A 19415-nucleotide genomic window follows, 5' to 3' on the forward strand; every position below is an offset into this window, starting at 1 on the left:
ACCAATTTACAAAGTGTTTTCAAACTGTTCACACTTAAAATATTTTCTCATCATTCAAGAATTCTCTCGCATTCTTGTTGCGAACTAAGCTGCATAAATTCTATACTAATATTTTTTAATCTGCTCATATGGAAGATGTCCTCCAAAAAGATCCAGCGCACTTCCTATTGTAAAATCCACTTTTCCACCTGTCTTTTTTCTAAAATGTTCAATGTCCTCAAGACTTGCGATTCCTCCTGCATAAGTCACTGGTATCATATCGAACTCTCCAAGAATTTTTGCCAGCTCTTCATCAATTCCGGCTGATTTTCCTTCTACATCTACACCATGCACCAGATATTCATCGCAATATCCGGCAATTTCCCTTAAAACTTCCTGTGTCAGTTTTACATCCGTAAACTTCTGCCAGCGGTCTGTCACTATATAATAACCGTCTTCTTTTTTCCTGCAGCTCAAATCAATGACAACATTTTCTTTTCCCACCGCATGTTTAAGTTTTTCCATATTTTCCCAATTTATCTTCCCGTCGCGGAACACATAAGATGTTACGATCACATGGCTTGCCCCTGCCTCCAGAAACTCTTCTGCATTTTCGGCATGGATTCCACCGCCCACCTGAAGTCCTTTTGGATATGCGCCAAGTGCCAGTATTGCCTGTGCTTTCGTTTCTCTATAATATTCTGAAGATACCGGATTTAAAAGTATCACATGTCCCCCTATAAGTCCGTCTTTCTGATACATTTTTGCATAATAATCCGCATTTTCAGAGGCCGTGAAATTTTCCTTTGCCTGATTTCCCTGATCAGTAAGACTTGCGCCTACAATTTGTTTGACTTTTCCATTATGTATGTCTATACAAGGTCTGAAATGCATGAAAAAACTCCTTCCCTTATCTAAAAGAAAAGCCACACTCTCACAGGGACAAATCCATTTATCCCCGAAAAATGTGACCTTGTCTTCTTATCTTACATTCTTTTCTTATCTGTCGTTCACATTGTCATTACCAGTCGTCGCATCATTCACTGTGTTATTGTTTGTGTTTTTCTGGTTATCCGACCGTCCATCACCATCCAGATCATCGACTACATCGCCTACGCCTTTTCCGACATCGTTAATTCCATCTTCCAGGCCGTCACCGATTTTGTCCATGGCACTATCACCAGTCTGTGTGTCATTCGCGCCATTGTCATTCACCACATCATTCTGCCCTGCTCCATTATCATTTGAATTTCCTGCACAGGCAGTAACTGAAACCAAAATACCAACACACATCATAATCAACAATAACTTTTTTAACCGTTTCATAATTTTCGTCTCCTTTTCCGTATAGAATGCTACATGCAAATACTTCACTTGCTGATAGTAATATCTGCATTTTACAGTTTTCTATACCTTTTTAGAGATTGACATTATTTTACAGTCGTTCTGCAATGCGTCCGCTTCTGTATGCCTCCAGGAGAAATTCCAGATCATGGATCTGTTCTACCAGTTCTTTTCCCACATCCGTGTCTAAAACAGACTGGCGCTTTGATACAATTTCTGTCACAATGGTATCAGAATGAATATCTGTTTCATTTTCAATTGCTGATTCTTTCGATTCAAACGGCTCATGGGCACTTAAAATCATACCATAAGAATTATAGATCAGCGTATAGCCTGCAATTCCGGTCTGTTTCTGATATGCTCTTGAAAATCCTCCGTCGATAACAAATACTTTGCCTCCACATTTCATCGGATTTTCTCCATTCTTGGATTTTACCGGCATATGACCATTGATGATATGACTAAAGGAATGCTCTAGTCCGAATTCTTTCAAAATACGGTCGACCACCTTATCATTTTCCAAAAAATCATAATAAGGATTCTTTTTCTCCTTATGTGTCTCTTTTTCTGCCAGGAAATATCGCTCAAACGTTGCCATCTTGTCCTTACCGAACAGCGGTGAATTCTCACTGAGCCAGATATACCACATCATATCCTTCCCACGCTTTCGTTCCTTCTCGTCAATGGCATAAAATCCCTTTCTCACATAGCTTTCCAGCACCTCATAAAGTGCCTTTCCTTTGTAAGAACGCCCGTATATTTTTACTGACTTAAAACTTCCATCTTCATTCAGCGGAATACACCCGTGATACAACAAGTTGTTATTGTATACTTTGTATAATCCACCTTTACTTAAAAGAAAATGCATATGGCTCTGTAATTTTTCGCAGTTGACAAATGCCTGTGTCAGACGATCCAGCACCTCTTCTTCGGCTTCTGTCAATGCATATGGCCGTTTTGGATCGATCGTCGGGAAGTTTTTATCCAGAAGTTCATATGTTTTTCCATCCAACTCGATCAAACCATTTTCATAATCAATCAGATGCAAAAGATTTCGGTGTTCCAGCTTAAATCCAGGATTTTTTTTGATAATCTGTCCTTCTATCTTAAACTGGATAATAGAAATCGCCTTATGCATCTTCATGTTCAGCATTGTTTCACTGGGGTCATAGTCCGGATCATCCTTCAGTTCAAAGCAGCTGCATGGATCATCCCGATATGTGTTCAGTGCAAATGTAGCAAGCGGCAGGAGGTTAATTCCATAGCCATCCTCCAAAATCTCCAGATTTGCATATCTTGCACAGATGCGGACAACATTTGCAACACAGCCCTGTTGTCCTGCTGCCGCCCCCATCCAGAGTACGTCATGATTTCCCCATTGGATATCCATAGAATGATAACCCATCAGCTTGTCCATAATAATATGTGGTCCTGGCCCACGATCATAAATATCTCCTACAATATGCAGATGATCTACAGTAAGTCTCTGGATCAATTCACTCAAAGCCACAATAAACTCTTCGGAACGTTTGATCCGGATGATCGTATCTACAATAGAATTATAATAGGACTCCTTATCCAGAACATCTGCTTTCTCTGTAATCAATTCCTCAATGACATAAGCAAATTCCGGAGGCAGGGCTTTTCTGACTTTAGATCTGGAATACTTACTTGAAGTCCGCTTGCAGATTTCAATCAGACGATACAACGTAATCTTATACCAGTCCTCCATATTTTCTTCTTTTTTCTTAATGAGCTCCATCTTCTCTCTTGGATAATAAATAAGAGTAGCAAGGGTCTTCTTATCCTTACTACTCATAGTATTTCCGAAGACTTCGTCAATTTTTCTACGAACTGCTCCCGATCCATTCTTAAGAACATGGGAAAATGCTTCATATTCCCCATGGATATCCGTAAGAAAATGTTCCGTACCTTTTGGCAAATTTAAAATTGCCTGTAAGTTAATAATCTCTGTTGATGCCTTAGCAATGGTCGGATACAGTTGAGAAAGTCTCTCCAAATAACGTGCTTCTAAATCTTTCATAACCTCTCCTTTATATAATATGGTTGTTTTTTCCAACTAACTATAATATTTACGGATTGCTTTGTGCTTTGCACTCCTGCAATCTGCCCCAAGATTCCTCGTAATATTATTTTAATACTACGTCTGACATATCGTATTTTCCTGCCTCTTTTCCAGCAAGGAATTTTGCAGCCTCTACAGCACCTTTTCCAAATACAGTTCTGGAGTATGCTGTATGTTTGAACTCAATCACTTCATCTATTCCTGCAAAGAGTACTTCATGTTCCCCAACAATTGTACCTCCGCGCACGGCTGATATTCCAAGTTCTTTTTTATCACGTTTCTTTCTGACCTGACTTCTGTCATAGACATACTCGTACTGTCCATCTGCCGCCTCATTGATAGAATCTGCAAGAGCGATTGCAGTTCCACTTGGGGCATCCAATTTCTGGTTGTGATGCTTCTCAACAATTTCAATATCATAACCTGCCGGAGACAGTACTTTTGTCGCCTCTTTCAAAAGCTGCATCAAAAGATTGATTCCAAGTGACATATTGGCAGAACGAAGAACTGCTACCTTCTTGGATGCTTCTTCTACCTCCTGAAGCTGTTCCTCTGAAAGTCCTGTTGTGCAAAGAACAACAGGAATCTGTTTTTCTACGCAATAATCCAAAAGTCCGTCTACTGCCTTTGCATTTGAAAAATCAATCACAACATCTGCTTCTACATCACACTTTTCGATACTTTCGAACACTGGATATTCATTTACAACTTCCGTATATACATCCACTCCTGCCACAATCTCTACCTCTGCATCTTCTTTTGCAAGTGTAGTGATCGCACGTCCCATCTTGCCATTGCAGCCATGCATAATCGCACGTACCATAATATTTTTCCTCCTTGTCTTTTTACATGACAGAAAAGGATATCACCCGGGATATCCTTTTATCTGTAATTATCATTCCTGCTGCCATTCTTAAAAATCTCTATGCCAGTTCAATTCCAAAACCCTTCATGGCCTGTGCCAGTGCTTTTGTGTGTTCTGGTGAAAGTTCAGTTAATGGCATGCGAAGCGGTCCGCAGTCTTTTCCCATAAGTTCCATTGCTTTCTTAACAGGAATCGGATTTACTTCACAGAAAAGCTTCTCAATAAGCGGAATTGCTTTTAACTGAAGGTCCAGACTTCCTTTCATATCTCCCTCAAAAAACTTCGCACAGATATCATGCGTCTCCTTTGGAGCTACATTAGAAAGAACCGAGATCACTCCCTTTGCTCCCAGAGAAAGTAATGGTACGATTTGATCATCATTTCCTGAGTACAGATCAATGTTACCATCTGTCAGAGACATGATCTTTGCAACCTGGGAAATATTTCCAGATGCCTCTTTTACACCTACAATATTGTCAACATTCTTTACAAGTTCTGCCACAGTAGCCGGCTCAATATTACAACCTGTTCTGCTTGCAACACTATACATAATAATGGGTGCCTTCGCTTCTTTTGCTACAGCTCCATAATGTGCGATCAGTCCTGCCTGTGTGGCCTTATTATAATAAGGTGTAACAAGAAGTAATCCGTCTGCACCATAATCTGCTGCCTCCTTAGACATATCAATTGCTGTACGTGTACAATTAGAACCTGTACCTGCAATAACTGGGATTCTGCCTTTCACTCTGTCAATTGCAAACTTTACGCACTGCATATGTTCTTCTTCTGTCATTGTTGCAGACTCGCCAGTTGTTCCACAGATTACAATACAATCTGTTCCATTATTGCAGTGGTAATCAAGCAGTGCATCTAACTTATCATAATTAATACTTCTTTCTCCATCATCATTAAATGGTGTGACAATTGCCACTCCAGCTCCAGTAAATATAGCCATCGTACTCCTCCTGACTTTTCATGCGTTTTAAATTTTCTGTCATGATTCATTATTAATTGAAATTCTAGCATCATTATCAAGGGATGTCAATGAAAGACTATACTTCTAAACAAGTTGCGAACATTCTGACCTACCCATTTTTTATATTTCCACACATTCCAGTTTACTTACAGATACCTCATACGCGGTTCTCTCTTCCGTCAGCGTATCCGATAACTTCTTTATATAAGTACGACTCTGTATTCTGCCTATGATCTGCACATGCTCTCCTACTTCAAATGCAGAAGCATATCTCGCATTTCTTCCCCAGCAGATACATGGTATGTAATCTGATTTTCCATATGGTCTGTTCACCGCCAGCAAAAGGTCAGCGATTTCTCTCCCAAGTGGAGTTTTCCGATAGACCGGAAGTTTACAGATATAGCCGTCCAGGAAAATGCTATTCGTCTTCGCTCCATCCAGTTCTTCATCAATAAACTCCAACTCTCTTACAAATACAGATAATACAAGCCGATTTTTTTGCTCTTCATGTCTGTTATAAGACCGGAACTGACCATTCACCATAATATACTCACCTGTATAATCTCTTGTCACATCAATCAGACGCTCCGAAATCATCAGTGGAATCCGGTCTTCCGAGTTGCTCAGACGCTTCACCTTTACCTCTACCATATAAAATCCTTCCCCGAATACCTCATGGCTGAAAGTAAAATCTGAAGCAATCTCTCCCATAATCGTCACCTGGTTATTTTCAATAATCTTATCTGACATAATTTTAAGTTCTCCTTCCTCTAAAACGTATTTCCTATGGTCTTTAATAATCTATGCTTAAAGTACAGAATTTAGAACAACTTTTTTAACTCTTGTAAAATTTCAAAAATGTGGTAGACTAATAAAGTTGTATATATTAAATTAGAAGTGTTTACAAGTGAAGATTCAAAGAAAAGGATGTTATAAAATGAAGACAAAACGCGAAGATGTAAGAAATATCGCAATTATCGCCCATGTTGACCACGGTAAAACGACACTGGTAGATGAATTATTAAAGCAAAGCGGCGTATTCCGTGAAAATCAGGCCGTTGAGGAACGTGTCATGGATTCCAACGATATTGAAAGAGAACGTGGAATCACTATTCTTTCTAAAAATACTGCCGTTACTTATAACGGGGTGAAGATTAATATCATTGACACACCTGGACATGCTGATTTCGGCGGCGAAGTAGAACGTGTCCTTAAAATGGTAAACGGAGTTATTCTCGTAGTTGATGCATTTGAAGGTGCTATGCCACAGACAAAGTTCGTTCTCAGAAAAGCAATGGAATTAAAACTTCCTGTTATTGTATGCATCAACAAAATCGATCGGCCAGAAGCAAGAGCTGAGTCTGTTATCGATGAAGTTCTGGAACTTCTCATTGATCTTGGTGCATCGGATGAACAGCTTGACTGTCCGTTCGTATATGCTTCTGCAAAAGCTGGTGTTGCTGCTTTAGAGCTGACAGATGACATGAAAGATATGAAACCACTGTTTGATACAATCTTAGACTATATTCCTGCACCGGAAGGCGACCCGGAAGCTCCGACTCAGGTTCTTATCAGTACAATTGATTACAATGAGTATGTAGGACGTATCGGTGTTGGTAAAGTAGATAACGGTACGATCGCAGTGAACCAGGATATGGTTGTTGTCAACCATCATGATCCGGACAAACAGCAGAAAGTTAAAATCAGTAAGCTCTACGAATTCGATGGTCTGAAAAAAGTAGAAGTAAAAGAAGCAACCATCGGTTCCATTGTAGCAATTTCTGGTATTTCCGACATTTCCATCGGAGATACACTCTGCTCTCCTGAAAATCCGGTAGCCATTCCGTTCCAGAAGATTTCAGAGCCTACGATTTCCATGGACTTCATGGTAAATGACAGCCCATTTGCCGGACAGGAAGGAAAATTTGTGACTTCCCGTCACCTGCGTGACCGTCTGATGCGTGAGCTGAATACAGATGTCAGCCTTCGTGTCGAAGATACAGAGAACATGGATTCTTTCAAAGTTTCTGGTCGTGGCGAACTTCACCTTTCTGTTCTTATTGAGAATATGAGACGTGAAGGATACGAATTTGCTGTCAGCAAGGCAGAAGTTCTTTATAAGAAAGATGAAAATGGTAAGCTCTTAGAGCCTATGGAGATTGCATACATCGATATGCCAGACGAATTTACTGGTGTTGTCATCGAGAAACTGAGCCAGAGAAAAGGCGAACTTCAGACGATGGGTGCCGGAAATGGCGGATATACCCGTCTTGAGTTCCGTATTCCTTCCCGTGGACTCATTGGATACCGTGGGGATTTCATGACTGATACAAAGGGAAATGGAATCATGAACACAGCATTTGACGGCTACGCACCATACAAAGGTGATATTCAGTATCGAAAACAGGGATCTCTGATCGCATTTGAGACTGGAGAATCTGTAACTTACGGACTTTATATTGCCCAGGAGCGTGGGCAGTTATTCATTGGCGCAGGTGAAAAAGTTTACTCCGGTATGGTCATCGGACAGAATGCAAAGACAGATGATATCGAGATTAATGTCTGCAAGACAAAACATCTTACAAACACTCGTTCTTCCAGTGCAGATGAGGCTCTCCGCCTGACACCTCCGAGAGTATTAAGTCTGGAGCAGGCAATCGATTTTATCGACACTGACGAGCTTCTGGAAGTTACACCTGACAATTTGAGAATCCGCAAGAAAATTCTGGATCCTAAGATGAGAAAAAGAAGCAACCTGAAATAATAAAATACTATTCAAGACTTGAAGCTGTCCGTATACATTTTTGTTGCGGACAGTTTTTTGAATCTTTTGACCGTGTTCTTCATATTTTCTACATCCTTTCCAAATTCTATATTGGCAAGACTACTCCGATACTTTATACTCTATATCGTAGATTTTTACTACTTACTTATTACTAATTCCCAAGGAGACAAAAAACATATGAAAGAATCTATATCTGTATTTTTAAAACGGCTGTCTGATATTTTGGAATTTGTTATTTCATTTATATTGACCGCCGGTATTATCTTATTGTGTCTGCGTGTAGCCGGTGCGATTTACAAAATTCCAGATTTAAATGTCTGGCCTAACTACGAAGATCTTCTGGAAACTTGCTTCAATCTGATCATCGGTGTCGAGCTTATTAAAATGATGTACTCTCACTCCCCACAGACAGTTTTCGAAGTTCTCTTATTTGCAATTGCAAGACAAATCATCATCGATCATTCTTCCATCTGGAGCAGTCTTGTCGGTGTCTGCGCAATCGCTGTATTATTTGCCACACGTAAATTCTTATTCTGTAATTTTGATGATGCTGACAAATACATCTTCCACGCATCTGCAAAAGCAAAAAATATTGCCAGGCTTCTTTCCATTGACCTTCCGTATTCAGAAAACGATACACTGGAAGAGGTGATGCTTGATCAGTTAAAAAAAGAAAATATAAATAACGAGATCGGAGCCTGTGTTTTCTTCAAAAGCTTCGGTCTACGCATCGCAAAAAAATCTGATGGAAAAATTTCAAGAATTGAAGTAATACGTGCTATACATTAACAACAAAACGTGCTATACTATATCTATCAGATAGATTACCGTTCTGGCCACCAACTGTCAGATATTAACGTCTGAAAAAACGTAGCAAAGGAGTTGGACAATATGAAATTCATTATTATTGGAAAGAACATTGACGTAACACCAGGATTAAAAGATGCTGTAGAGAGCAAATTAGGAAAATTACAGCGTTACTTCACACCTGACACAGAGATTCATGTAACACTCAGCGTTCAGAAAGAACATCAGAAGATTGAGGTTACAATCCCTGTAAAAGGCAACATCATTCGTTCCGAGCAGGAAAGCGACGATATGTATGTATCCATCGACCTGGTAGAAGAAGTCATCGAGCGTCAGCTCAGAAAATATAAAAACAAACTGGTAGCAAAGAATCAGGAAGGTAACAACTTCAGCAAGACTCTTTTTGAGACAGAAGAGTCAATTGAAGACGGTGAAGTAAAAATTGTCCGCACAAAAAGATTCGGAATCAAACCAATGTATCCTGAAGACGCATGCGTACAGATGGAATTACTTGGACATAACTTCTTTGTATTCTTCAATGCTGAGAATGAAGAAGTTAACGTAGTATATAAGAGAAAAGATGGATCTTTCGGATTAATCGAACCAGAATTCTCATAAAGCAACAAGCAAGACATAAAAATAACAAGAACGACCGGAGAGTGTTTACATTCTCCGGTCGTTCTTGTTATTTTTATGTATGGCGACTGCCATGGCCGAGAGGCAGCGTCGCGGCATCGAGGCTCTTGCTTGTTGCTTTTTTCTATATGCCGACTGCCATGGCCGAGAGGCAGCGTCGCGGCATCGAGGCTCTTGCTTGTTGCTTTTTTCTATATGCCGACTGCCATGGCCGAGAGGCAGCGTCGCGGCATCGAGGCTCTTGCTTGTTGCTTTTTTCTATATGCCGACTGCCATGGCCGAGAGGCAGCGTCGCAGAAGCTTTGCTCTTACGCCACTATCTGCGGCTCCCCATCAATCTGTGCGAACCAGCACTCATCGCCTTCTTCCATTTTTACTCTTCCATTCGTTCCTTCTGTAATCTCTGCTTCCACAGTCTTTACCTCTCCCAAAGGCAATAAAACACTTAATTCCACATTTTCCGTATAAATACGATCAATCAGCTTGATTCCACGTTGTCCCAAAATATACTGCACTTTTCCAAGACCATTATAATCTGTCTTAATATTCAGTTTAAGTCCCCGGATTCTGGTTATAATTACAGATGCACGGATTCCCGCCTGTGCAGAAGAAGAATAAGCTCTTACAAGCCCTCCGGTTCCAAGAAGTGTTCCTCCAAAGTAGCGGGTCACAACAACTACTATATTGCGGATTTCTTCCCCAAGAAGAACATCCAGCATAGGTTTTCCGGCAGTGCCGCCAGGTTCTCCGTCATCACTGCATCTTGCAAGCTGTCCTCTCTCTCCGATGACATACGCAAAACAGTTATGTCTCGCATCCCAATATTTTTTCTTCATTGCTTCTATAAAAGCAAGTGCTTTTTCTTCGCTTTCTACCGGAGCAACTGTCGCAATAAATCTGGACTTTTTTTCTATAATTTCATCCTGTCCACCTTTATACACAACTTTATATTTTTCCAACATATTTACATAACTCCCTTGATTTTTCATTCATACATATTACGCTTAAGAAGTCTTTTTTTTACTTCCTACCACATTACTATATCAAACTTCTTAAGATTTTCCATAGAAAATATGAAGTTTTCATTTTTTTCTTTATTTCAAATAGCTAATTTGCTATAATAACCTGGTATAAAGGAGGCATATACGCATGAATTATGGTAAGAAAAAAGCCGCAAAGCGCCAGAAGCAGATTACGTCAAAGTCTGCTATGCAGGCAAAGCGTGTAGGAGTCCGATTATTTAAGGCACTCCTTCTTTGCATCATCGTGGTTGCAATCGCCGGTGTTGCCGGTGGCGGACTATTTGTGAAAAAGATTATTGACAATTCTCCGGATATTACACCTGATGATGTAAAACCACAGGGATTTACAACTTTAGTGTACGCTGACGACGGAACAACTGAAATTGAACGTTTTGTTGCCGCAGGTTCTAACCGTGTATATAAAACAATCGATGAGATTCCGGCAGATCTTCAGCATGCATTTGTTGCTATCGAGGATGAACGTTTTTATGAGCATAACGGAATTGATATCAAAGGTATTGTCCGTGCCGGTGTTTCTCTTATTTCCGGGGGATCCCAGGGAGCCAGTACACTGACACAGCAGCTCATAAAAAATAATGTCTTTCCGAACTTTGTAAATGAAAAGACATTCTACGATAAGCTACAGCGAAAACTCCAGGAACAGTTCCTTGCCGTTTCCATCGAAAAGCAGATGAGTAAAGATGAGATTATGGAAGCTTATCTGAACACCATCAACTTAGGACAGAACTGTCTCGGTGTTCAATCTGCTGCGAAAAGATATTTCAACAAAGATGTTTCAGAACTGACTCTTTCTGAAAGTGCTGTTATTGCAGGTATTACACAGAGTCCTGGTAACCTGAATCCAATCACGAACCCTCAAAAGAACCAGAAGCGTCGTGATAAGGTTCTTAAGAATATGCTGAAACAGGGATATATCGATCAGGCTGCTTATGATGAAGCAATGGCAGATGATGTATATGCAAGAATCCAGTCTGTTAACGAAACCCAGACAGATTCTTCCAACGCATACAGTTATTTTGTAGATGCACTTGCAGATCAAGTCATGAATGACCTGCAGAATCAATGTGGTTTTTCAGAAACACAGGCTTACAATGCTGTTTACAGTGGAGGTCTTAGCATTTACTCCACTCAGAATCAGTCTCTTCAGCAGATTTGTGACGAAGAATCCAACGATGATTCCAATTATCCATCAAATATCGAATATGGTCTCGACTATGCACTGACTGTCACGCGTGCAGATGGAAGTACTGAGAATTACTCTTCCGGCCACATCAAAAAATATGTAAAAGAAACCTATAACAAAGATCAAGGACTTTTATATAAAAGTGAAGATGCCGCCCGTGCGATGGTAGAAGAATGGAAATCTACCATCGCTCAGGAAGGTGATACTTACAATGAAGTTATAAACATCTCACCACAGCCACAAGCTTCCATTACTTTGATGGATCAGTATACCGGTCAGATCAAAGCCATGGTCGGTGGCCGAGGTGCCAAATCAACCAGTCTAGGACTGAATCGTGCATACAAAGGTTCCAAGAGACAACCTGGATCTACTTTTAAAATCCTGGCTGCTTATGCACCGGCTCTGGATCTGGGCGAGATGACACTTGCTTCTGTCATTGATGATAAAAATTATGATGTTGGCGGTGGAAAAACTATTAAAGGAAGTAAAGGCGATGTATCCATGCGTACCGCTATCGCACTTTCTCTCAACTCCTGTGCTGTACAGACCAGTGATCTTGTTACTCAAGATGTAGGTATGGAATATTGTGAGAAACTTGGCATCAGCACACTGGTAACTAACAAAGTAGTAAATGGAAAAACTTATTCTGATAACGCAAAAACCCTTGCCCTTGGTGGTCTGACAGATGGTGTTTATAATTACGAACTCTGTAGTGCCTATGCTGCAATTGCCAACAACGGCGTTTACAATAAACCAACTCTTTACACGAAAGTTTTAGATCATGATGGCAATGTTCTTCTTGACGGAACTGGCGAGAGTCACCAGGCAATCAAAGACAGTACAGCCGGACTTCTTACGAGTGCTCTTCAGACCGTAGTAGAGGAAGGTACCGGTAAAGCCTGCCAGTTAGATAATATGCCGGTTGCCGGTAAAACAGGTACAACAACATCCAACAAGGACTTATGGTTTGTCGGATATACACCATATTACACATGTGCTGTATGGGGTGGTTATGATGATAACAAAGAATGTAATTCCGATACAAAATTCCGTTTCCGCATCTGGAAAGGAATCATGAGCAGAGTACATGAGAATCTTGAAACAAAAGATTTTGTAATGCCAAGTTCTGTAGAGAAAAAATCCGTCTGCACAATTAGCGGATATCTGGCAACTTCCAGTTGTCCAAGTGTAACAGAATACTTTGCAACAGACAGCCTTCCAAATCAGAGTTGTCCAGGACATAAAAACTATTCTGAAGACTATGATTCTAAAGAAAATGACAGTAAGTCCAATGACACAAATAGCGATAATACTGGTAACAATACCGGTACTAATACTGGAGATAATACTGGCGGCAATACCGGTGGCGGTGATGCTGGCGGGGGTAACACTGGTGGTGATACCGGCGGCAATACCGGTGGTGGTGATACCGGCGGCAATACCGGTGGCGGTGATACCGGTGGCAATACCGGTGGCGGTGATGCTGGTGGTAACACACAATAATCATTTTGGCTTACCCCAGTATTGATAATTTAAAAATCAAAAGCAGGAGAGTGGATATCCACTCTCCTTTCCTATATTCCTATATTCGAAACATCTGCCTTCTACACTTGACTATCCAGGATCAATTTTGCAGCTCCACAGATTCCTGCATCATTTCCAAGGCTTGCAATAGCAAACTGAGTATCTTTATTTGCAAAAAAGGCTCGCTTGCGATAATATTTTTCTATATATGTAAGGAGAATTTCTCCTGCTTTTGACACTCCTCCTCCAATTACAAAAAGGCTTGGATCTACTACGACTGCTACGTCTGCTAATCCTTTCGCCAGGTATTCTCCGAATTCTTCTACAACATCTACTGCAAGCAGATCACCTTCTTTTAAGGCATCAAATACGATTTTTGCATCTATCTTATCCCAATCATAAGTTCGCAATATTGAATCTTTCTTATCAGCTGCGAGATGTTCTCTGGCAATTCTTGCAATTCCTGTTGCAGACGCATACTGTTCAAGACAGCCTTTCTTTCCGCAGCCACAACACTTTTCTTCAAAGTAATTTACACAGATATGTCCGATTTCTCCGCCAGCTCCATTGGCACCGATCAAAGGCCTTCCTCCCATGATCACTCCTCCGCCAACTCCAGTTCCAAGTGTGACCATGACCATATTCTTCTCACCATGTCCAGCACCTTTCCACATCTCACCGAGTGCCGCTACATTGGCATCATTGCCAACAACAACCTGCCAACCTGTCAGATTCTCTAATTCTTTCTTAACCTCTTTATATCCCCATCCAAGATTCGCTGTCTTTCTCACAATACCTTCCGAATTTACCGGTGCCGGAATTCCCATTCCAATTCCTATCACTTCCTCTGCCGGAATTGCTTTTTCCTGAATCTTTTCCTTTAAAGCCGTTGCTATATCTTGAAGAATGGATTCACCTTCATTTTCAGTTCTTGTAATAATCTCCCATTTATCAAGAATTTCTCCATCCACTGTAAACAATCCCAGTTTTATAGTGGTTCCCCCAACATCTGCTCCAAAACAGTATTTCATAGTTATTTTCTCCTCGTGTATATATTTTAATCTTTTTTTGTAAGACTACGTTGTACTCTCTGATATAGCTCCTGTGCAGCATTATAACCCATAGACTTCTGTCTGTGATTAATAGCAGCCGTCTCTACAATAATAGCCAGATTACGTCCTGGACGGATTGGGAGATTGTGGCAGACTACCTTATTCCCAAGAAATTCTGTATACTGATCTTCCAGTCCCAGACGATCATACTCACGCTCTTTATTCCACTCCTCCAGTGTAATAACAAGGTCAATATTCTTGGTCTCTCTGACGCTTTGAACACCGAACAAAGTCTTAACGTCCACAATTCCAATACCTCTGAGTTCAATAAAATGCCTTGTAATATCCGGCGCTGTTCCTACCAGTGTCTCATCACTGACCTTGCGGATCTCCACAACATCGTCACTGACAAGCCGGTGCCCTCTCTTAATCAGTTCCAGAGCCGCCTCACTTTTTCCAATACCACTCTCTCCCATAATCAGTACACCGACACCGTAGACATCTACCAGTACTCCATGGATGGAAATACATGGTGCTAACTGAACATTTAACCACCGAATGATTTCTGCCATAAATGCAGATGTATGTGAATCTGTTGAAAATACCGGAATATTCGCTTCTGTTGCCTTTTGCAAGAGCATATCATCTGGTTTTAAAGCACGGCAAAATACCAGGCATGGAATCTTGTAAGAAAGAAGCGTGTCATAAATTTCCGCTTTTTTCTTTTCTTCCAATGTTGTCAGGTAGCTATATTCTACATAACCGATGACCTGCACCCGTTCCGAATCAAATCTTTCAAAAAATCCTGTCAATTGTAATGCAGGACGGTTAATATCCGGAACCTCCACAGCCTTATCCGACAACTCTACATCCGGTGTCAGATTTTTCAGATTCATCTTCTCGACAACCTGCTTCATTTGAACTACATTTTTTCGCATATATGTCTCTCCTTCCAGGCATCCTATTACTAATATTAAAATTATAGCACATCAGTGAAAAAAATCATACACATCCTTAGCGGATTTTTCATTCATAGAAGGAAGACTCTTTAGTTCCTCTACAGTGGCATTCTTGATTGCCTCAATGTTGGCAAAATGCTTCATTAAATCTTTTCTTCTTGCTGGTCCAACACCTGGAATATCATCCAAAATCGAATGAACTTGTCCTTGACTGCGAAGCTGCCTGTGAAATGTAATTGCAAACCGGTGAGCTTCATCCTGAATGCGCGTGATCAGTCTGAATGCTTCCGAATTCCGGTCAATAGGAATCTCTTCATTGTGATAATAAAGCCCTCTGGTTCTGTGGTGATCATCCTTTACCATACCGCAGACCGGAATATCCAAATTCAGCTTATCCAGCACTTCCAGTGCAATATTTACCTGCCCTTTACCTCCGTCCATCAGAATCAGATCTGGAAATGCTGTAAAACTGCCAAGTTCTCGACCTTCTTCCTTTTCTCTTAAGCCGTGCCCGAACCGCCTTGTAAGCACTTCATTCATACTGGCATAATCGTTCGCCCCTTTTACCCCTTTAATCTTGAATTTACGGTAGTCATTTCTCTTCGGTTTTCCTTTTTCATAGACAACCATAGAGCCAACTGATTCAAATCCATTTGTATTGGAAATATCATACGCCTCCATACGATTCAGTCCGGTTAAGCCCAAAAGATTTTGAAGTTCTTTGACTGCACCAATCGTTCTTCCCTCTTCTCTCTTAATCCGCTCTTTATCCTTCGTCAGAACCATTCGGGCATTTTTTTCTGCCAGCTCTACCAGTTTTTCCTTTGTTCCTTTTTTCGGAATGACCAGATGTACTTTATGCTCTTTTTTCCTTGTCAGCCATTCCTCAATAATCTCATGATCTGGTATTTCCTCTGGCAACATAATCTGTCCCGGAATATATGGTGTCCCTGCATAAAATTGCTTGATAAAACTGGAAAGTATCTCTGCCTTTGTCTCCTTATCCACTAGCTTCAGATAAAAATGATCCCGCCCGATCAATCTTCCATTTCGAATAAAAAACACTTGCACAACCGCATCTTCCAAATCTTTTGATACTGCCACAATATCCCTGTCATCTCCCGCAGTATCTGTAATTTTCTGCTTCTGTGCAATTTTCTGTACACTGTTTATCAACTCCCGATATTCAATTGCCCGCTCAAACTCCAATGCCTCTGACGCTTCTTCCATCTGTGCCTTCAACTTTTCCAGAATCGGATCATAATTGCCATTCAGAAAATGTAAGACTTCCTCTACAGACTTGCGGTATTCCTCCTTCGAAATGTATCCCTGACACGGAGCTTTGCACTGATGAATATGATAGTTCAGACATGGCCGCTCTTTTCCAATATCCTTTGGCAGTCTCCGGTTACAGCTTCGGATAAAATATAACTTTCGAATCAGTTCTATTGTGTCTTTCACTGCCCCGGCACTCGTATAGGGGCCAAAATACTTTGCCTTATCTTTCTGCACTCTTCTTGCCAACATCACTCTTGGAAATGGCTCCTGCACAGTAACTTTTATAAATGGATAAGCCTTGTCGTCCATCAACATTGTGTTATATTTTGGTCTGTGCTCTTTGATGAGATTACACTCCAGCACCAGCGCTTCCAGTTCCGAATCTGTTACGATATACTCGAACCTGGAAATGTGAGTCACCATCTGTTCTATCTTAGCCCCTTTGTTACGACTGCTTTGAAAATACTGTCGTACACGGTTTTTCAGACTGATTGCTTTTCCCACATAGATGATTTTATCTGTCTCATCATGCATCAGATAAACTCCCGGCTTGCCCGGCAGTTTTTTTAATTCTTCCTGAATATCAAACATAATTTACTCCCTGTTTTTTCAACTCAATGTAACAGAAAATACCGCCTCCCTGACAAAAATCTGATTTGCCCGGGAAACGGTATTCAAATACATTAACTTTCTGTATTACTCTTCTGCAATTCCTTCTACTTCATGGAAAATCTTCATGAATTCTTTTCCTGTGATTGTCTCTTTCTCAATCAGAAATGCTGCAATCTTATCCAGTGATTCTCTGTGTTCTGAAAGAAGTTTCTTTGCTTCCTCATAAGCTTCTTTCAGCATCTTCATGACTTCATGATCAATCTCAGAAGCTGTCTCCTGACCACAGTTCATAACCGGACGTCCGTCCAAATATCTGTTCTGGACCGATTCCAGCCCGATCAGCCCGAACTTCTCACTCATACCATATTGGGTAATCATAGCTCTTGCCACACTGGTTGCTTTCTCAATATCATTAGAAGCCCCTGTTGTCACTGTATCAAATACAATCTCTTCTGCAGCACGTCCTCCGAGCATTCCAACTAACATAGCCTGCAGTTCTTTCTTTGTATTCAGGAACTTTTCTTCTTCCGGAGTCTGCATAACATATCCAAGTGCTCCCATCGTACGCGGTACGATCGTAATCTTCTGAACTGGCTCAGAATCCTTCTGCAACGCACTGACAAGCGCATGTCCGACTTCATGGTAAGACACAATCTTGCGCTCTTCCTGATTCATCACACGGTCTTTCTTTTCTTTACCTACCAGCACAACTTCCACTGCTTCAAAAAGATCCGCCTGTGATACGGCATTTCTTCCATTCTTAACTGCGTTGATTGCGGCTTCATTGATCATATTTGCAAGATCTGAGCCAACTGCTCCGGAAGTTGCAAGTGCGATTGCTTCCAGATCAACCGTCTCATCCATCTTCACATCTTTAGAGTGCACTTTCAGTACTTCCACACGTCCTTTAAGATCCGGTCGTTCCACAATAATACGACGGTCAAAACGTCCCGGTCTTAACAATGCCGGATCCAGAATCTCCGGACGGTTCGTGGCTGCCAGAAGAACAAGACCTTTGTTACTTTCAAATCCATCCATCTCAGCCAGAAGCTGGTTCAATGTCTGCTCACGCTCATCGTTACCGCCCATCTGTGTATCACGGCTCTTACCAATTGCATCAATCTCGTCAATGAAAATAATACAAGGTGCCATCTGCTGTGCCTGCTTAAACAAGTCTCGGACTCTGGATGCTCCGACACCGACATACATCTCTACAAATGCAGATCCACTCAATGAAAAAAACGGTACTTTTGCCTCTCCTGCAACTGCTTTTGCCAAAAGTGTCTTACCTGTTCCCGGAGGTCCTACAAGCAGTGCTCCTTTTGGAAGCTTTGCTCCTACGCTTGTATATTTTCCCGGATTGTGCAGGAAATCTACAACTTCCTGCAAAGAGTCCTTCGCTTCATCCTGCCCTGCTACATCCTTAAATGTGACGCCGGTCTGTTTTTCCACATACATCTTGGCATTACTCTTGCCAATTCCCATCATGCCTCCGCCTTTCGACATCTTACGGGTCGTCCATACAATCAGTGCAATAAATATGACAAGCGGAATGATATTCATAGCATACTGGGCAACAATTGCAGAAGTTGTATCCGGTACCTCCTGATTGAAATCAATCTTTGCTTTTTCCAGTTTTTCCACCAATTGATCATCATTCATCCGGCCTGTGTAATATTCCCTGTTGACCTTATCTCCACTTTCCTTCTTTGCCGTGATCAGAATCCTGTCACTCTTAATTTCAACTTTCTCGACCTTCTTCTCATCAATCATCTTCAGGAACTTGTTATAAGTAATTTCCTGGTCACTTTCCACTCCCTGAAACTGATACATGGCAAATACCAGAAGTGCCGTCAGCATCGTAATCAGTATGACAAAAGAAAAGCCTTGTTTGTTATTTTTATTATTATCCTTGTTTCCATTCTGGTTGTCCATTTTTCTCCTCCTGTGTCACTCTCCATTATACGGACAGCCTTGTTAGAAATCGTAACAGTTCAGCCTTCGGCTGAACTAAAATATAAAAAACAGAGAAATTTTATTTTTTGGAGGAAGAACTTATCCACAGTTTCTTCCTCATTTTTTTGAATATCCTTTATCTAACAGAACTATTAATTACATTTTGATTAAAATACTTTATTAGGAATAAATTTGGGCTATTTTTTGTGGACAACTATTCTTGATAAGTTGCTAAAATCAATTTTTATCCACCGTCATTTTGACGACAACGTTTTATAATAAATTTTTCTTTTTATTCGATTTCTGTTAAACTACTTTTATCGGAAATCG

The 19415-nt window shown here is 40.8% G+C and carries 15 protein-coding genes; 4 read left to right on the forward strand and 11 right to left on the reverse strand.

What is annotated here, in order from left to right:
* Window positions 1-105: 105 nt before the first annotated feature.
* The 6 genes from hisA to G593_RS0111540 form a co-directional block, all read right to left on the reverse strand.
* On the reverse strand, window positions 106-873 hold the full coding sequence (gene hisA, locus G593_RS0111515) for a phosphoribosylformimino-5-aminoimidazole carboxamide ribotide isomerase (RefSeq protein ID WP_029731768.1): 768 nt from the start codon (window positions 871-873) through the stop codon (window positions 106-108).
* 105 nt (window positions 874-978) lie between these two features.
* Entirely contained in the window at window positions 979-1305 is a 327-nt protein-coding gene (locus G593_RS0111520) for a hypothetical protein (RefSeq protein ID WP_044994385.1), read from the reverse strand.
* 109 nt (window positions 1306-1414) lie between these two features.
* Window positions 1415-3367, reverse strand: a complete 1953-nt coding sequence (locus tag G593_RS0111525) for a fructose-bisphosphatase class III (RefSeq protein ID WP_005339747.1) — start codon at window positions 3365-3367, stop codon at window positions 1415-1417.
* Window positions 3368-3473: 106 nt separating this feature from the next.
* Window positions 3474-4232 carry a 4-hydroxy-tetrahydrodipicolinate reductase gene (gene dapB, locus G593_RS0111530; protein ID WP_029731770.1) on the reverse strand — a complete coding sequence of 253 codons (759 nt, stop codon included), beginning with the start codon at window positions 4230-4232 and terminating at the stop codon, window positions 3474-3476.
* A gap of 100 nt (window positions 4233-4332) precedes the next feature.
* The gene (dapA, locus tag G593_RS0111535; protein WP_005339740.1) at window positions 4333-5229 is read right to left on the reverse strand and encodes a 4-hydroxy-tetrahydrodipicolinate synthase; all 897 of its coding nucleotides are present in this window, start codon (window positions 5227-5229) and stop codon (window positions 4333-4335) included.
* Window positions 5230-5370: 141 nt separating this feature from the next.
* Window positions 5371-6000 carry a single-stranded DNA-binding protein gene (locus G593_RS0111540; RefSeq protein WP_005339739.1) on the reverse strand — a complete coding sequence of 210 codons (630 nt, stop codon included), beginning with the start codon at window positions 5998-6000 and terminating at the stop codon, window positions 5371-5373.
* A gap of 187 nt (window positions 6001-6187) precedes the next feature.
* On the opposite strand from G593_RS0111540, the gene typA reads away from it, so the two are divergent.
* The 3 genes from typA (at window position 6188) to hpf (ending at window position 9460) form a co-directional block, all read left to right on the forward strand.
* A complete protein-coding gene (typA, locus tag G593_RS0111545) occupies window positions 6188-8014 on the forward strand; it encodes a translational GTPase TypA (protein ID WP_029731771.1) in 1827 nt (608 codons plus the stop codon).
* Between the two features lie 198 nt (window positions 8015-8212).
* Window positions 8213-8824 (forward strand): transporter associated domain-containing protein, encoded by a 612-nt coding sequence (locus G593_RS0111550; RefSeq protein WP_005339738.1) that lies wholly within the window; start codon window positions 8213-8215, stop codon window positions 8822-8824.
* Between the two features lie 102 nt (window positions 8825-8926).
* Entirely contained in the window at window positions 8927-9460 is a 534-nt protein-coding gene (gene hpf, locus G593_RS0111555) for a ribosome hibernation-promoting factor, HPF/YfiA family (protein ID WP_005339737.1), read from the forward strand.
* Between the two features lie 326 nt (window positions 9461-9786).
* Here the strand turns inward: hpf and G593_RS0111560 are convergent, their stop codons facing one another.
* On the reverse strand, window positions 9787-10440 hold the full coding sequence (locus tag G593_RS0111560; RefSeq protein WP_005339736.1) for a YigZ family protein: 654 nt from the start codon (window positions 10438-10440) through the stop codon (window positions 9787-9789).
* Window positions 10441-10627: 187 nt separating this feature from the next.
* Here G593_RS0111560 and G593_RS0111565 point away from each other — a divergent pair, with 187 nt between their 5' ends.
* Window positions 10628-13207, forward strand: a complete 2580-nt coding sequence (locus tag G593_RS0111565; RefSeq protein WP_029731773.1) for a transglycosylase domain-containing protein — start codon at window positions 10628-10630, stop codon at window positions 13205-13207.
* A 101-nt stretch (window positions 13208-13308) separates the two neighbouring features.
* Here G593_RS0111565 and G593_RS0111570 read toward each other — a convergent pair whose 3' ends face one another.
* The 4 genes from G593_RS0111570 to ftsH all read right to left on the reverse strand — a co-directional run bounded on the left by G593_RS0111570 (window position 13309) and on the right by ftsH (window position 19064).
* Window positions 13309-14259 carry an ROK family glucokinase gene (locus G593_RS0111570; protein WP_005339733.1) on the reverse strand — a complete coding sequence of 317 codons (951 nt, stop codon included), beginning with the start codon at window positions 14257-14259 and terminating at the stop codon, window positions 13309-13311.
* A 26-nt stretch (window positions 14260-14285) separates the two neighbouring features.
* Window positions 14286-15218: an HPr(Ser) kinase/phosphatase gene (gene hprK, locus G593_RS0111575; RefSeq protein ID WP_005339731.1), complete on the reverse strand. Its 933-nt coding sequence runs from the start codon at window positions 15216-15218 to the stop codon at window positions 14286-14288.
* A gap of 51 nt (window positions 15219-15269) precedes the next feature.
* A complete protein-coding gene (gene uvrC, locus G593_RS0111580; protein WP_029731774.1) occupies window positions 15270-17108 on the reverse strand; it encodes an excinuclease ABC subunit UvrC in 1839 nt (612 codons plus the stop codon).
* A gap of 105 nt (window positions 17109-17213) precedes the next feature.
* Window positions 17214-19064, reverse strand: a complete 1851-nt coding sequence (gene ftsH / locus G593_RS0111585; RefSeq protein WP_005339726.1) for an ATP-dependent zinc metalloprotease FtsH — start codon at window positions 19062-19064, stop codon at window positions 17214-17216.
* Window positions 19065-19415 lie beyond the last annotated feature (351 nt).

It is taken from the genome of Dorea sp. AGR2135, assembly GCF_000420885.1.
Taxonomy (GTDB): domain Bacteria; phylum Bacillota; class Clostridia; order Lachnospirales; family Lachnospiraceae; genus Dorea; species Dorea formicigenerans.

What these genes read in the sequence shown, in the direction of transcription:
- G593_RS0111520 (WP_044994385.1), bottom strand. Translation starts at nt 1,305, where the DNA reads ATGAAACGGTTAAAAAAGTTATTGTTGATTATGATGTGTGTTGGTATT.
- G593_RS0111560 (WP_005339736.1), bottom strand. Translation starts at nt 10,440, where the DNA reads ATGTTGGAAAAATATAAAGTTGTGTATAAAGGTGGACAGGATGAAATT.
- ftsH (WP_005339726.1), bottom strand. Translation starts at nt 19,064, where the DNA reads ATGGACAACCAGAATGGAAACAAGGATAATAATAAAAATAACAAACAA.
- hisA (WP_029731768.1), bottom strand. Translation starts at nt 873, where the DNA reads ATGCATTTCAGACCTTGTATAGACATACATAATGGAAAAGTCAAACAA.
- G593_RS0111565 (WP_029731773.1), top strand. Translation starts at nt 10,628, where the DNA reads ATGAATTATGGTAAGAAAAAAGCCGCAAAGCGCCAGAAGCAGATTACG.
- G593_RS0111570 (WP_005339733.1), bottom strand. Translation starts at nt 14,259, where the DNA reads ATGAAATACTGTTTTGGAGCAGATGTTGGGGGAACCACTATAAAACTG.
- G593_RS0111540 (WP_005339739.1), bottom strand. Translation starts at nt 6,000, where the DNA reads ATGTCAGATAAGATTATTGAAAATAACCAGGTGACGATTATGGGAGAG.
- hprK (WP_005339731.1), bottom strand. Translation starts at nt 15,218, where the DNA reads ATGCGAAAAAATGTAGTTCAAATGAAGCAGGTTGTCGAGAAGATGAAT.
- uvrC (WP_029731774.1), bottom strand. Translation starts at nt 17,108, where the DNA reads ATGTTTGATATTCAGGAAGAATTAAAAAAACTGCCGGGCAAGCCGGGA.
- hpf (WP_005339737.1), top strand. Translation starts at nt 8,927, where the DNA reads ATGAAATTCATTATTATTGGAAAGAACATTGACGTAACACCAGGATTA.
- dapA (WP_005339740.1), bottom strand. Translation starts at nt 5,229, where the DNA reads ATGGCTATATTTACTGGAGCTGGAGTGGCAATTGTCACACCATTTAAT.
- G593_RS0111550 (WP_005339738.1), top strand. Translation starts at nt 8,213, where the DNA reads ATGAAAGAATCTATATCTGTATTTTTAAAACGGCTGTCTGATATTTTG.
- typA (WP_029731771.1), top strand. Translation starts at nt 6,188, where the DNA reads ATGAAGACAAAACGCGAAGATGTAAGAAATATCGCAATTATCGCCCAT.
- dapB (WP_029731770.1), bottom strand. Translation starts at nt 4,232, where the DNA reads ATGGTACGTGCGATTATGCATGGCTGCAATGGCAAGATGGGACGTGCG.
- G593_RS0111525 (WP_005339747.1), bottom strand. Translation starts at nt 3,367, where the DNA reads ATGAAAGATTTAGAAGCACGTTATTTGGAGAGACTTTCTCAACTGTAT.